Raw genomic sequence first — 13,932 nt, 5'->3', positions numbered from 1 at the left:
CCCGCGCCCGTGAGCGCCGTCAGCGTGTCAGGAACTCCACCACGAGACGGTTGACGGCCTCGGGCTGCTCGACCTGCAGGAAATGGCCTGCGCCGTCGATCAGTTCGACCCGGCTGTCGTCGGGCAGCACGTCGCGCACCGACCCGGCGTAGCCGACCTGCATGCATCCGTCGTCGACACCGTGCAGGTAGAGCGTCGGCACCGTCGGCGCGTGACGCCACGCGTCGTGCATCTCCCGATACCGCGCGAGCGGGCGGGTAGGACGCGTGAGGGCGCGGTAGTACCTCAGGACCGCACGGCGGTGCGCCGCGGTGGGCAGGGCGTCGAAGACGTGGACGAGGTCCTCGGCGGCGTCGTGCCCGGGCGACCAGTCGTGCCACAAGCGTGGGATGAGTCGGTCGAGTGAGCGTTCGGCGACCCCGGGGATCTGGTTGAACAGCATGTACCAGCTCATCCGCGCCTGACGCAGGAGTCGACGTGCCACGACCGCCGGCGGCGAGTCGGTGCGCACCATGGCCGGAACCGGGGGCACCGACATCGACACGACCGCCCGGAACGGCGACCGGCGGTAGGCGCCGAGAGCGTTCGCGGTGAGTGCACCCCAGTCGTGGCCGACGACCACGGCCTGACCGTCGCCGCCGAGAACGCGGTGGATGCCGATCACATCGTGCATCAGCGCGCCGATGTGGAAGTCGTCGTCGGCGGGGATGCCGCTCGGGGCGTATCCCCGGCTGAACGGCGCGACCACGCGGAATCCGCGTTCGGCGAGGGCGGGACCGAGATGCCGCCACGACCAGGCCGAATCGGGGTAGCCGTGGAGCAGCAGGGCCAGCGGACCGTCGGTGGGGCCCCATGTCAGGGCCGACACGGTCAGCTCCGGGAGCTCGACGGAGAGGGTGGACGGTTCAGCGCTCACCTGCGCGAGTCTATTCGCGCCCGTCGCGAGCGACGTCGCATGGCGACAGATCGACCGGCTCGGCGCTCAGCGCACCGCCTCGACGTGCTCGTGGTGACCGACTGCGGCGCCACGTCGATCGCCGGGACCGGTGAACCGCATCGCGGGGTCGGCCACACGACGGTGCCGCAACGTGAGCACGTCGTGGTAGTAGCTCATACCCAGCTGCCACGGCGACCGGGATCCCGCGCGCGGGAAGGTGTCGATCGACCGCACGATGTAGTTGGCCTCGCAGTCGAGCAACGGTCGCTCGTCGACGGTGCTGGGCCGCACCGGCACGAACTGGTCGTGGCCGTGCTTGCGCATGTGGGAGAGCATGCGGCCGAAGTGCTCGCCGACCAGATCGGCCTTCAGCGTCCACGACGCGTTCGTGTACCCGATGGTGAAGACCAGGTTCGGCACCCCACTGAGCATCATCCCCTTGTAGGACAACGTGTCCGAGGGGGCGACGTCGCGTCCGTCGACCACGATCTCGATACCGCCGAACGCGAGCATCTGCAGTCCGGTGGCCGTGACGACGACGTCGGCGGGGATGATCTCGCCCGACCGTGTCGTGATGGCATCCGGCGTCACGCGGTCGATCGTGTCGGTGACGATCGACGCGCTGCCCTCGGCGAGAACGGAGAAGATGTCGCCGTCGGGGGCGAGACACATCCGCTGATCCCACGGGTCGTACTTCGGCGTGAAGTGCTTCTCGAGGTCGAAGTCGGCGGGGAGCTGCGCGGCGTTCTCCTTGCGGATGACCGACCGCATGTACCGCGGCCACCGCTGACACATCTGGTAGAGGACGGTGTCGATCAGGACGTTCTTCCATCGCGTCAACACCGCCGACCGCCGCGCACCGATCCGTCGCGCGATCTTCTCGTCGAGGTCGTCGTGCCGCGGGAACGCCATGACGTACGTCGGCGAGCGTTGCAGCATCACCACGTGCGAAGCCTTCTCGGTGAGCGCGGGCACCAGGGTGATGGCCGTGGCCCCACTGCCGATCACCACCACACGCTTGCCGGTGTAGTCGAGGTCGGCGGGCCACTGCTGGGGATGCACCACCGGGCCGGCGAAGTCGCCGAGCCCAGGGATCTCGGGGGTGTGGCCGGCGTCGTAGCTGTAGTACCCCGTGCAGAGGTAGACGAAGCGGCCGGTGACGACGACGGTCTGGTCGTGATGCCGGGCCGTGACCGTCCAGGTGGTCGTCTCGCTGTCGAACTCGACGCGGGTCACGCGGTGGGAGAACCGGATCCGTTCGTCGGTGCCGTCGGCGACCGCGGTCTTCTCGATGTAGTCGCGGATGGTGGCCCCGGAGACGATGGAGTCCGAGTCGGTCCACTGGTTGAACCGGTAGCTGAGGCTCTGCATGTCGGAGTCACAACGCACTCCGGGGTAGCGGAAGAGATCCCAGGTCCCGCCGATGCGATCGCGGGCCTCGAGGACGAGAAGCCTGCCGTTCGGCATCGCCTCCCGGACATGGTGTGCCGCACCCACACCGGACAGGCCGGCCCCGACGATGATGACGTCGACATCGGTCTCGTTCGCTGTGGTCACCCGCGCCCCGCCCTTTCCGCGTGCCGCCGAGGGAGGTCACCGACGCACGCGCTCCCAGTGTGTGGGCGGTCACACGCGGCCCGCAATGGTGAGAACACACAACGAGCCGCCGGTCCCGCTGGCACGGGGCGCGGTCGACGCAGGTCAGCGTCCCCGCGCGAGACCGATGTCGTACTGGGAGACCTTGCGATACAGGGTCGCGCGGCTCATCCCCAGTTCCCGGGCGGCCTGCGCCATCGTGGGGGTGCCGTCGGAGAGCACACGGACGATCTCGCCGCGTTCGAAGGCCTCGATGCGGGACAGATGCCGTGTGCTGCCGGCCAGGATCTCCGGGGGCAGGGCACCGATGTCGATGACGTCGGCCCGCCCGGCGCAGTCACCCACGACCCGGGTCAGCTGGTCGACGTTGCCGGGCCAGTCGAAACCGCGCAGCGCGCGCCGCGCCGCCGGCGTGAACTCCACGTCGCGACCACGCACCCGTCGCGCGATGTGGCGCGCGAGCGCGGTGATGTCGTCGGGGCGGTCGCGGAGCGTGGGGACGGAGACCACCGTGTCGACGAGTTCGGCGAGCGCGGGCGGGATGTCGGCGAACCGCTCCGCGGTCACCGCGAACGGGAAGGCGTCCGGATGCGGGTCGCGGGCGACGAGGTCGCGCAGACGTTCGGCGACCCAACCGGGCAACATGTCGACGTCGCGCACGATGACCGCGGTGTGGTCTTTGCCGACCTCGGGGGTCCACAGTCCCAGCCAGGTGCTGACGTCGGTGGGCGCCGGCGCCGCGGCGGACAGGATGCGATCGCGCGGGAACGCGTGGCGGGCGGCCTGTGCGAGGGCGGTGGCCCGTCCCGACCCGGGTTCGCCGATCGCGGCGACCACCCGCGCCGACGACATCGCGGTCTGCGCGGTGCGGACGGCGGCGTTCCATTCCGGTGAGAGATCGTGCAGCGTCCCCGATCCGGGTTCCAGTCGTGGCACCTCCACCCGGAAGATCTGTCCCCTCGGGGTCCGTCGCGGGTGTCGTCCGTGTGAGCGGGCCATCATCAGGGCGGTGGTGTTGCTGGCGGCCGAACGCGCCAACGCGAGCAGCAGTTCGCTCGAGGTCCGCGACCAGGTCGTGAGATTGACGCTGCCCTCGAGGCGGCCCGACTCGGGTTCGAGGATCGGGACCGCGGCACAGGTGAACGAGCAGAGGCTCTGCGCGTAGTGCTGGTCGGCGCGGACGAGTGTGGGGACGCGGTCGGCGAGTGCGAGCCCCAGTCCGTTGGTGCCGACCATGCGCTCGGAGTAGGCGAACCCCGGTGCGAGATGGACGTCGTCGAGGGCGCGGAGCAGTCCGCGATCACCGCTGAGTCGGCTCAGGACCACCCCGTCGGCGTCGGTGAGCATGAGGCTGACGGGTTCGTCGGCGAGGGTCCGGTGCAGATCGGTCAGCACCTCGTTGCCGCACTGGAAGAACAGCGAGCCGAGGTCCTCGGTGCCCGTGAACACAGGCTCGACCGCATCCAACGGGATCCCGTAGTCCTCGCTGCGCTGCCACGAGGCCATGACCCGGCTCGACACCGGTGTCGCATGCGCCAGTTCGGCATGCACCCGGTTCCGTTCCGGTACGCCCTCGTCCACCGTCATCCCTCCGACATCCCGCACGACATCGACAGCGCCCTCCAGTGTGACGCCGGTTACACACAGTGTCACCCGACGACGGCGGATGCAGGCATGCGCACGTGTCTCAAAGTGAGACTGCAACGGCGTCGGCAACGTCGCGTCCCGCTCCTACTGTCGGCCTCACACGTTGTGACAGCAGTCACACGAGAGGGAGAGCAGCCATGTATCGCAAGGACGACACCAACTACTTCATCGTCGACGCCCACGTCGCACTGTGGGACGCACGGGCGGAGAACCAGCGCAACATCCACGGCAAACAGTTCATCGACTGCTTCTACGACTACCACCGGAACCTGTCGCCGGAGTCGGAGCTGTGGAGCTACGAGGAGTACCTCTACCAGGGCGGCGACCGTCTGATGCACGACCTGTTCGAGGTCGGCCACGTCGACCATGCGATCTTCCAGCCCGCCCATCTCGGCGAGTTCTACTACAAGGGGTTCGGCCAGACCGACGAGGCGTCGGAGCTGGCGGCCGCGCACCCGGACAAACTGACCTACAACCACCATTTCGACCCGCGCAACGGCGAGCAGGGACTGGACCAGCTGCGGCTCGACGCCGAGAAGTACAACCTGAAGGGCGTCAAGCTCTACACGGCCGAATGGCACGGGGAGTCGCGGGGCTACAAGCTCGACGACCCATGGGCCTACCGGTACTTCGAGGCGTGCCGCGAGCTCGGCATCCGCAACATCCACGTCCACAAGGGCCCCACCATCCGACCGCTCGACCGCGACGCGTTCGACGTCGCCGATGTCGACCACGTCGCGTCGGACTTCACCGACCTCAACTTCGTCGTCGAGCACTGCGGACTCCCCCGCCTCGAGGACTTCTGCTGGATCGCCACCCAGGAGCCCAACGTCTACGCGGGCCTCGCCGTGGCCATCCCCTTCATGCACACTCGCCCCAAGTACTTCGCGCAGATCATGGGCGAGCTCCTCTACTGGCTGGGCGAGGACCGCATCTTCTTCTCCTCCGACTACGCCCTGTGGACCCCGAAGTGGTTGGTGGAGAGCTTCGTCGACTTCCAGATCCCCGACGAGCTCAGCGAGTACCCGAAGATCACCACCGACCAGAAGAAGAAGGTCCTCGGGCTCAACGCGGCCAAGCTCTACGACATCCCGGTGCCCGCCGAACTGCAGCTGCCCGACGCCGACGAGACCGCCACCGGCCCCCGGGGCGCCGACGAGATGGTCGGTGCATGATGTCGGCTCCCACCCTCGACACCACCCGGCACGCCGAGATCCGGCTCGCACTCGACGCGGTGATCGACCCCGAACTCGACGAACCGATCACCGACCTCGGCTTCGTGCGGTCGATCGACGCCGGCGCCGACGGCGCGGTGGAGGTCCATCTGCGCCTGCCCACCTCGTTCTGCGCGCCGAACTTCGCCTACCTCATGGCGTCCGACGCCAAGGACGCCCTCACCGCGTTGCCGTGGACGTCGGTGGTGGTCGTCGAACTCGACGACCACCACGACTCGGAGATCATCAACACCGGGTTGGCCGCCGACGCCGGATATCGCGGGACATTCCGACACGAGGCGGACTCCGACCTCGACGAGCTGCGTGCCACGTTCGCGCGCAAGGCGCACACCGCGGCGATGGAACGCGCGCTGACCGGACTGCTGCGCGCCGATCCCGAGCGCACCGAGGCCCGACTCGGTGCGGTGCGCCTGGCCGATCTCCCCGATGACGACGCCGCTCGCTCGCTGCGGCGCCGTCGTCGCGCCATCGGTCTCGGCACCGACGCGGACGATCTCGTCCTCGTCGACGCCGACGGGATGAGCTACGCGCCCGACGCGGTGACCCGTGCCCTGCGTCGGGCGCGTTCCACCCGCATCTCCATCGAGGGGAACGCGCACTGGTGCAAGGGCCTTCTCGGTACCCGCTACGCCGACGAACCCGCCGACCCGACGTTCGTCCCGCTGACCGCGCTCACCGTGCGTGCGTCCTGACCCACCCCACAGAACCGGAGAGACCATGTCCACGATGCGCGCCGTCCAGGTGGTCGGCTACCACCAGAAACTCGAGATGACCGAGCTCCCGATCCCCGAACCCACGGGTCCGTTCGACGTCGTCGTGAAGATCGGCGGCGCCGGCGTGTGCCGCACCGACCTCCACATCCTCGAGGGCCAGTGGGCCGAGAAGTCAGGCGTCACACTGCCGTACACGATCGGCCACGAGAACGCCGGCTGGGTCCACGCGGTCGGTGCCGCGGTCACCCATGTCGCCGAGGGCGACAAGGTGATCCTGCACCCGCTGATCACCTGCGGCCTGTGTCGCGCCTGCCGGTCCGGCGACGACGTGCACTGCGAGGTCAACGCGTTCCCCGGTATCGACACGAACGGTGGCTACGCGGACTACATCAAGACCTCCGCGCGCAGCGTGGTGAGGATCGACGACTCGCTCGAGCCCGCCGACGTCGCGGCCCTCGCCGACGCGGGCCTCACCGCGTATCACGCAGCGGCCAAGGCCGCGCAGCGCCTGACACCGCGCGACCGCTGCGTCGTGATCGGGGCGGGTGGACTGGGGCACATCGGGATCCAGGTCCTCAAGGCCCTGACCCCCGCCGAACTGGTGGTCGTCGACCGCAACGAACAGGCCCTCAAGCTCGCCGAGTCCATCGGCGCCGACCGCGGCATCGTCGCCGACGGGACCCAGGTCGAGCAGGTGCTGGAGTTGACCGGAGGCCACGGGGCGGAGGTCGTGATCGATTTCGTCGGCGAGAACGGCACCACCGCAGAGGGACTGGCGATGACACGTCGCGCCGGCGACTACCACATCGTCGGATACGGCGAGAACATCGACGTCCCGTCGATCGATCTCATCTCGGCCGAGAAGAACATCGTGGGCAACCTCGTCGGGTCGTACAACGACCTGTGCGACCTGATGCAGCTGGCCGCGCGCGGGGCGGTGACCCTGCACACCGCGAAGTACTCCCTCGACGACTTCCAGAGTGCCATCGACGATCTCAACACCGGCAACGTCCGCGGCCGGGCCATCCTCACCCCGTGAGGACCCCGATCACCAGCGAGCCCGCCACGTACCGTGGCAGAGAACCGTCCACCACCAGTGCAGGAGAGAATCCGTGATCTTCATCGTCGTCAAGTTCCCCGTGAAGCCCGAGCACGCCGACGCGTGGCCCGAGTTGGTCGCCGACTTCACCGCGGGCACCCGCGGCGAGGAGGGCAACCTGTTCTTCGACTGGGCGCGCAGCCTCGACGACCCGAACGAGTACGTGCTGACCGAGGGTTTCGCCGACGACGGCGCCGAGGCGCACGTCAACAGCGATCACTTCAAGGCCGCCGTCACCGACCTGCCGCAGTACCTCGCCCACACCCCGAAGATCATCAGCGAGAAGATCGGTGCCGACGGCTGGGGCCCGATGGGCGAGATGCAGGTCGACTGACCCCCTCGGCCCACACCCTCCTCAGCCCTGGCCGGTGGGGAGCACGACCATCGAGGCGACGTTGACCCCGACGGGTAGGGCCGCGCTCCACCGGATCGACTCGGCGATCGCCGACGCCGGCATGGGCGGGTTCTCGATCGCGAAGCGTGCCAACCATTCTCGGGCGTCCGGATCGGACATGTGATCACCGAGCTCACTCTCGGTCATGCCCGGTTCCACCACGCGGACCCGCACCCCGCGCGGCCCGAGTTCGGCGCGGAGGTTGGTGCCGAGGTGGGTCACCGCCGCCTTGGTGGCGGTGTACACCGCGTACCCGCGAAGCACGAGATGCGCTCCGATGGAGCTCGTCACCACCAGATCCGCGGCCCGGCCCGCGGCGCCCGCCTCGGTCAGGTCGTCGACGGTGGCGCGCACGGTCGCGAGCACCCCGGCGACGTTCGTCGAGATCATCGTGTCCCACTCGGCGGTGTCGGCGGAGTCGATCGGTGCGGCGAGCATCGACCCGGCGTTGGCACACACGAGATCGAACGGCACCCCCATCTCGGTGCGAGCGTGCCGGACCGCTTCGATGAGGCCCCGGATGTCGGCGACATCGCCGACGATGAGGGTGGCGGGCGGGGCCGCGGGCACGGTGTGTGCGATCTGTTCGGCCACGTCGACGAGTCGGTCGCGACGGCGGCCGACGAGTGCGACGCGAGCGCCGGCCTCGGCCAGCGCGAGGGCGGTGGCGGCGCCGATCCCGGAGCCGGCGCCGGTGACGAGCGCGACCCGTCCGGTGAGTGTCTGCGGTGGGAGCATGGATGTGTTCGGTGTGGTCATGTCCCGATCGTCGAGGAGTCCGATCGCACGAGGTAGACCGTGGCACTACCGGGTAGTCGCACTACCTGTCTCGGCGTGAGATGGGTCGCTAGCATCACCGCATGACCGACAACCAGCTCGGTGAGTTCCTGCGGGCCCGTCGCGAACGGGTGTCGCCGGCGGCGGTCGGACTGCTGGCCATCGGCCATCGCCGCACCCCCGGGCTCCGCCGCGAGGAGGTCGCCGCAGGGGCGGGCATCAGCATCGACTACCTGATCCGGCTCGAGCGTGGTCGTGACCGACATCCGTCACCGGCGGTCGTCGACGCCCTCGCCGACGTCCTCGGTCTCGACGCCGACGGGCGGGCCCACCTCGCCGACCTCGCCGACCCCCGTGCCGGCCAGGGCGTTCCGCTCGTCGCCACCGCGTCGGAACCGATTCGCGTCCTGATCGACTCCTGGCCGAACCCGACGATCGTCACCAACGGCGTCCTCGACCTCATCGGGGCGAACAGCGCCGGCGAACGACTGCATCGCGACATCGGTCTGCAGATCGGCGACAACATGGCCCGCGCACTGTTCCTCGAGCCCGGCGCCCGCGAGATCTACCTCGGATTCGACGACGTCGCCGTCGAGGTCGTCGGGAACCTCCGTTCGATGTCGGCCAGTTCGGGCCGACATCCCGAGCTGACCGCGCTCGTCGGCGAGCTGTCGGTGGCCAGCGACCACTTCGCACGCCTGTGGGCTCAGGGCGAGGTCCGCGGCAAGTCCGACGGCGTCAAGGTCATCGCCCACCCCGAACACGGACGTCTCGACCTGCGATGGTCGACACTGCACGTCGCCGGCGCCCCGGGCGAGATGATCGTGACCTACAGCGCCGAGGCGGGGTCGGAATCCGAGCGCGTCCTCGCCGCCCTCGGTGACCCCGCGACGTCACCGCGCAGCGCGCGCCGGTGACTCCACGCAGGCGACCCGGGATCAGACGGTCTGCAGGAGGCGGTCGAGGTTCCGGATGGCACGGCCCATCGACCGCAGCACCCGCATCGACACCGCCATCTGCTCCTCGGTGAGCGCACTGGCGTCGCCGATACGCATGGAATTGAGGCGCGAGGCCTCGAGCCATTCCCCCAGTCCGGGCTCCCGTGCCCACCGCGCCACGCTGCGTGTGTTCGCGAGAGTGGTTCGCAGCCAGTCGATGTCGGTGTCCGGGTGGGCGATGACCTCGCACAGTTCGTTCTTGTGGTCGATGTCGGACACGGTCGCCTCGACGTGGGCGATCAATGCCGCGCTGAACACCTGCTGGCAGGTGCGCACGCTCTGCAGCGTGATGCGGCCGTCGTTGAACACAGGCACCTGCGGCCGGCGCTCGAGACCGTCGGCGGTGCAATCGATGTGCACGGTGTTCGGCGTGGTCGGGATCGCGCCGTCGTCGAGGGTGATGGTGTCGTGCTCCACCGACCGCACGCGGCCGAGGCGGACCACACCGCGGATGCGGCGCAGCTCGTCGAGCTCGGCCCGCGACACCGTGGCACAGCGGTACATGGTCGGCCGGACCGCGGGATCGAGCCGCAGCAGCTGCCCGGTGCGCTCGAGGCGGTCGAAGAGGTCGTCGACGGTCTCGGCCTGGGCCGAGGCCTCGAGCTGGAGTGCGTAGCCGCCGACGGTGCTGTCGAAGAACGCCTCGACCGGCTGGATGTTCAGACGGTCGAGCAACCAGGCGTCGCGCGGCACGATCCATCGGATGGCGTCGGGCTCGACTCCGCGGCCGAGCAACCACAGGCACGCGTCGACACCCGTCTTGCCGCCACCGACCACCACGTACCCGTCGGCCGGGGTGACGATCTCGGGCATCTCGTTCGGCGCCATCCAACGCAGACCGGGCGCGACCGGGAAGGCCGGCGCCCGCATCGAGGGGACCGTCACGTTGCTGTAGGTCGCGTCGACGACGGTGCGTGCGCGGATGTCGTGCCGGTCCCCGGTGAGGACCGAGGTGACGACCCCGTCGGCGAACTCGGTCATGGGGAGATGGTGGAACCGTCCGGTGGGTACGAACCGACGCGTGACGACGTGGTCGAAATAGGCGACGACCTCCGGTCCCGATGCGAGTTCGTGGTGACCTGCGTTGGACCCCTCGGTGTCGACACGATCGAGGCCGAGCTTCTCGGAGTTCACGCCGTAGAACGCCGAGGGTTGGTGCAGACGGACGAACGGGTAGGCGCGGGTCCAGTGACCACCGGGTCGGTCGTAGCGGTCGACGAGCGCGACCGTGGCATCGGTCTCGGTCAGCAGTACGTCGACGAAGGCCAGACCCATGGCCCCCGCACCCACCACCAGGTAGTCGACCTCGACCCCATCAGATGTCATCTCTGCCACGCTAATGCCTCATACGGTGCGCGAGGGGGGACTTGAACCCCCACGTCCTCGGACACTGGAACCTAAATCCAGCGCGTCTGCCAATTCCGCCACTCGCGCGTGCTGCACTCCCTCGTGTTGCGAGCGTCACGATACCGGTTGACCTGCCCGATTCCGGTCCCGGGTACCGTCGATGCCATGGCACAGGTGAAGCGACGGCACCGACCCGCGCTCATCGCGCTGGTCGTTCTCGCGGCACTCGCCTGCCTCGGACTCGCGTGGTGGCAGTGGACCCGTTTCGAGTCCGGTTCGGGCTCCGGCCAGAACCTCGGCTACGCGTTGCAGTGGCCGGCGTTCGCGGCGTTCGTCGTCTACGCCTACCGACGCTTCGTGATGCTGGAGGCCGATCCCGACGAGGTCGCGAAGCTCGCGCCCGGAGCGAAGGGCGCGACCGAGGTCCCGGCGGATCTGCTGCCCGAGCGTCCCTCGGCGCCGATTCGCGTGATCCCCGACGACGATCTGCCGCCCGAGGATCGCGAGCTCGCCGAGTACAACCGTTATCTGTCCGCACTCGCACAGCAGGAGAAGAAGTGACCTCACCGCAGCAGTCCGTCTCGGCGAAGCCGACCGCCGAACCGGCACGCATCTCCAGCGCGCTGCTGCGGTACCGGGTGATGGCGTGGGTCACGGGCCTGTGGTTGTTGCTGCTCGTCGTCGAGCTGATCCTCAAGTACGCCTTCGGGGTGGACTCGCTCGATTTCGTCCCCGTCGTGCACGGCTGGGTCTACGTCGTCTACCTCGCGATGGCGATCGACCTCGCCATCAAGGTCCGATGGCCGGTGGGCAAGACGGTGCTGACACTGATCGCCGGGACCATCCCGTTCCTGTCGTTCTACTTCGAGCACATCCGCACCCGTGAGGTCCGCGCCGTCCTCGCGGCCTGAGCGGTCTCAGCCGTCGAGCGAGCGCAGCGTCGGCAGCAGCCGCGCGAGCGCACGCGACCGGTGACTCAACCCGTCCTTTTCGGCGGGAGACAGCTGTGCCGCCGTGCGCCCGGCCACCGAACCCGGCGGGGTGAGGTCGTCCTCATCGGGAACGAAGATCGGGTCGTAACCGAACCCGTTGTCGCCCAGTGGGGCTCGCACGACACGCCCCCGCCACTCGCCTCGGACCACGGTCTGCGCACCCTGCGGGGTGACCAGCGCACACGCCGAGACGAAGGCCCCTCCGCGGCGACCGTCGGGGACGTCGCCCATCTGCCCGAGCAGCAGCTGCAGGTTCGCGTCGTCGTCGCCGTGACGACCGGCCCAGCGAGCCGAGAGCACACCGGGCATGCCGTTGAGCGCGTCGACCTCGAGTCCGGAGTCGTCGGCGAGACACGCCAGACCCGTTGCCGCGCACCCGTCGACCGCCTTCGCCAGGGCGTTCTCCTCGAAGGTCGCACCGATCTCGGGAGCCTCGGGGAACGACGGCACCTCGTCGAGACCGACGACGGTGACGCCGTCGATCCCCTCGGTCGCGACCAACCGGCGCAATTCGGTCAGCTTCTTCGCGTTGCGGCTCGCGAGCAGCAGGGTGATCGGCATGGCGCTCGTGCTCAGTCGGCCGCGCGCAGCGGCGTGTCGAGCGCCTCGCGCTGGGCCTCGAAGAGTCGCGTCGTGCCCAGGGCGGCCAGATCGAGCATCTTGTCCAGGGTCGGGCGGGCGAACGTCGCACCCTCGCCGGTGCCCTGGATCTCGACCAGCGGGCCGGCGTCGGTCGCGACGACGTTCATGTCGACCTCCGCTCGCGAGTCCTCCTCGTACGGGAGATCGAGGCGCACGCGGCCGTCGACGACGCCGACACTGACCGCGGCGATGGCGCACGAGATCGGTTGGGGGTCGGCGAGCTTGCCGCGTTCGTTCAGGAACGCGACGGCGTCGACGAGTGCGACATAGGCTCCGGTGATGGCTGCGGTCCGGGTACCGCCGTCGGCCTGCAGCACGTCGCAGTCGAGCGCGATCGTGTTCTCGCCCAATGCCGCCAGGTCGATGCACGCCCGGAGCGAGCGACCGATGAGCCGACTGATCTCCTGGGTGCGTCCGCCGACCTTGCCCTTGACCGATTCACGCTGCGACCGGGTGTGGGTCGCGGCGGGCAGCATCGCGTACTCGGCCGTGAGCCATCCCAGTCCCGAACCGCGGCGCCACCGCGGAACGCCCTCCTCGACACTGGCGGTACACATCACCCGGGTCTGCCCGAACTCCACCAGCACCGAACCGGCCGGATGGTCGGTGAAGCCGCGGGTGATGCGCACGGGGCGCATCTCGTCGTCTGCTCTGCCGTCTGCGCGTCTGCTCACGGACCAACTCTAACGACCCGGCCACCGGTGAGAACGCCGACCGCGCAAACGTTCCCCTGCCGGTCGGCGCAGCGGGTGCGCGGCACCGTCACTCGATGTCGACGACGAGTCCGGGGTGGGCGACGCTGATCGGGCCGGAGTACGCTGCGCGAGCCTCGTCGAGGACGTCCTCGACCGGCGTCCACGGCGGGATGTGGGTCAGGATCAGCGATTTCACGCCGGCCCGGGTGGCCATCTCGCCCGCCTCGGTCCCCGACAGGTGCAGACCCGGCGGCCGTTGCGCGGGTGCATGGGTCCACGACGCCTCGCAGAGGAACACATCGGCGTCGCGGGCGAGCTCGACCAGCTCGTCGCACACGGCGGTGTCGCCGCTGAACGCCAGCACCCGTCCCCCGGGCTCACTGATCCGCAGCCCGTAGGTCTCGGGCGGATGGGACACACGGGTGGGGATCACCGTCATCCCGCCGATCTTCACCGGCTCGCCCTCGACCCAGTCGTGGGTCTCGAAGGTGTCGGTGATGTCGTCGATCTGTCCGGGGTACTCCGAGGAGGCCGCACCGATCCGGGTGGCCGTGCCGGTGGGACCGTAGAGCGGCGCGCGCACCGTGGCGGGCACCGGGTGGTAGCGCCGCCAGACCAACATCCCGGGCAGATCGAGACAGTGATCGGCGTGGAGATGGCTGAGCATCACCGCCACCTCGTTGGGATCGACCCGCTCCTGGAGCGCTCCGAGAACCCCCGGTCCGAAGTCGAGGACGACGGGCTGTTGATCGGGCACCGTCAGCAGATAACCGGACGCCGGAGCACCGGGCCCGACCACACTGCCCGAGCTCCCCAGGACGGTCAAACGCATGTCGCCCACTGTGCCACGTGATGCGGCA

At 69.2% G+C, this 13,932-nt stretch carries 15 protein-coding genes and 1 tRNA gene; 7 read left to right on the top strand and 9 right to left on the bottom strand.

Annotated elements, in window-relative coordinates:
• Positions 1–19 precede the first annotated feature (19 nt).
• From OG579_RS00195 to OG579_RS00185, 3 genes are all read right to left on the bottom strand, one after another.
• Positions 20–916 (bottom strand): alpha/beta hydrolase, encoded by an 897-nt coding sequence (locus OG579_RS00195; RefSeq protein ID WP_328857673.1) that lies wholly within the window; start codon positions 914–916, stop codon positions 20–22.
• 66 nt (positions 917–982) lie between these two features.
• Positions 983–2,494: a flavin-containing monooxygenase gene (locus tag OG579_RS00190; RefSeq protein WP_328857672.1), complete on the bottom strand. Its 1,512-nt coding sequence runs from the start codon at positions 2,492–2,494 to the stop codon at positions 983–985.
• A 144-nt stretch (positions 2,495–2,638) separates the two neighbouring features.
• Positions 2,639–4,120 carry an AAA-type ATPase lid domain-containing protein gene (locus tag OG579_RS00185; protein WP_328857671.1) on the bottom strand — a complete coding sequence of 494 codons (1,482 nt, stop codon included), beginning with the start codon at positions 4,118–4,120 and terminating at the stop codon, positions 2,639–2,641.
• A gap of 197 nt (positions 4,121–4,317) precedes the next feature.
• On the opposite strand from OG579_RS00185, the gene OG579_RS00180 reads away from it, so the two are divergent.
• The 4 genes from OG579_RS00180 to OG579_RS00165 all read left to right on the top strand — a co-directional run bounded on the left by OG579_RS00180 (position 4,318) and on the right by OG579_RS00165 (position 7,561).
• Positions 4,318–5,355, top strand: coding sequence for an amidohydrolase family protein (locus OG579_RS00180; RefSeq protein WP_328857670.1), 1,038 nt, complete (start codon positions 4,318–4,320; stop codon positions 5,353–5,355).
• Complete coding sequence (locus tag OG579_RS00175) at positions 5,352–6,107, top strand: iron-sulfur cluster assembly protein (protein WP_328857669.1); 756 nt, start codon at positions 5,352–5,354, stop codon at positions 6,105–6,107. The genes OG579_RS00180 and OG579_RS00175 overlap by 4 nt, the downstream gene beginning before the upstream one ends.
• Positions 6,108–6,141: 34 nt before the next feature.
• A complete protein-coding gene (locus OG579_RS00170) occupies positions 6,142–7,167 on the top strand; it encodes an NAD(P)-dependent alcohol dehydrogenase (protein ID WP_328857668.1) in 1,026 nt (341 codons plus the stop codon).
• Positions 7,168–7,240: 73 nt separating this feature from the next.
• A complete protein-coding gene (locus OG579_RS00165; protein ID WP_328857667.1) occupies positions 7,241–7,561 on the top strand; it encodes a putative quinol monooxygenase in 321 nt (106 codons plus the stop codon).
• A gap of 21 nt (positions 7,562–7,582) precedes the next feature.
• Here OG579_RS00165 and OG579_RS00160 read toward each other — a convergent pair whose 3' ends face one another.
• Positions 7,583–8,380 carry an SDR family oxidoreductase gene (locus OG579_RS00160; protein WP_328857666.1) on the bottom strand — a complete coding sequence of 266 codons (798 nt, stop codon included), beginning with the start codon at positions 8,378–8,380 and terminating at the stop codon, positions 7,583–7,585.
• Between the two features lie 101 nt (positions 8,381–8,481).
• Here OG579_RS00160 and OG579_RS00155 point away from each other — a divergent pair, with 101 nt between their 5' ends.
• Complete coding sequence (locus tag OG579_RS00155) at positions 8,482–9,315, top strand: helix-turn-helix transcriptional regulator (RefSeq protein WP_328857665.1); 834 nt, start codon at positions 8,482–8,484, stop codon at positions 9,313–9,315.
• Between the two features lie 21 nt (positions 9,316–9,336).
• Here OG579_RS00155 and OG579_RS00150 read toward each other — a convergent pair whose 3' ends face one another.
• Complete coding sequence (locus OG579_RS00150; protein WP_328857664.1) at positions 9,337–10,722, bottom strand: NAD(P)/FAD-dependent oxidoreductase; 1,386 nt, start codon at positions 10,720–10,722, stop codon at positions 9,337–9,339.
• Positions 10,723–10,748: 26 nt separating this feature from the next.
• Positions 10,749–10,830, bottom strand: a tRNA-Leu gene (locus OG579_RS00145).
• A gap of 78 nt (positions 10,831–10,908) precedes the next feature.
• Between OG579_RS00145 and OG579_RS00140 the strand changes: the two genes are divergently transcribed.
• A complete protein-coding gene (locus OG579_RS00140) occupies positions 10,909–11,304 on the top strand; it encodes a glucitol operon activator (protein ID WP_045822367.1) in 396 nt (131 codons plus the stop codon).
• Entirely contained in the window at positions 11,301–11,654 is a 354-nt protein-coding gene (locus OG579_RS00135) for a DUF3817 domain-containing protein (protein ID WP_045822324.1), read from the top strand. The genes OG579_RS00140 and OG579_RS00135 overlap by 4 nt, the downstream gene beginning before the upstream one ends.
• A gap of 6 nt (positions 11,655–11,660) precedes the next feature.
• On the opposite strand, the gene OG579_RS00130 is transcribed toward OG579_RS00135, so the two are convergent.
• The 3 genes from OG579_RS00130 to OG579_RS00120 form a co-directional block, all read right to left on the bottom strand.
• The gene (locus OG579_RS00130; RefSeq protein ID WP_045822323.1) at positions 11,661–12,296 is read right to left on the bottom strand and encodes a non-canonical purine NTP pyrophosphatase; all 636 of its coding nucleotides are present in this window, start codon (positions 12,294–12,296) and stop codon (positions 11,661–11,663) included.
• A gap of 11 nt (positions 12,297–12,307) precedes the next feature.
• A complete protein-coding gene (gene rph, locus OG579_RS00125) occupies positions 12,308–13,051 on the bottom strand; it encodes a ribonuclease PH (protein WP_045822322.1) in 744 nt (247 codons plus the stop codon).
• An 88-nt stretch (positions 13,052–13,139) separates the two neighbouring features.
• Positions 13,140–13,904 carry a cyclic nucleotide-degrading phosphodiesterase gene (locus tag OG579_RS00120; RefSeq protein WP_045822366.1) on the bottom strand — a complete coding sequence of 255 codons (765 nt, stop codon included), beginning with the start codon at positions 13,902–13,904 and terminating at the stop codon, positions 13,140–13,142.
• Positions 13,905–13,932: the final 28 nt, after the last annotated feature.

It is taken from the genome of Williamsia herbipolensis (assembly GCF_036153515.1).
GTDB lineage: Bacteria > Actinomycetota > Actinomycetes > Mycobacteriales > Mycobacteriaceae > Williamsia_A > Williamsia_A herbipolensis.
This window is presented reverse-complemented; position numbering and strand designations above follow the sequence as displayed.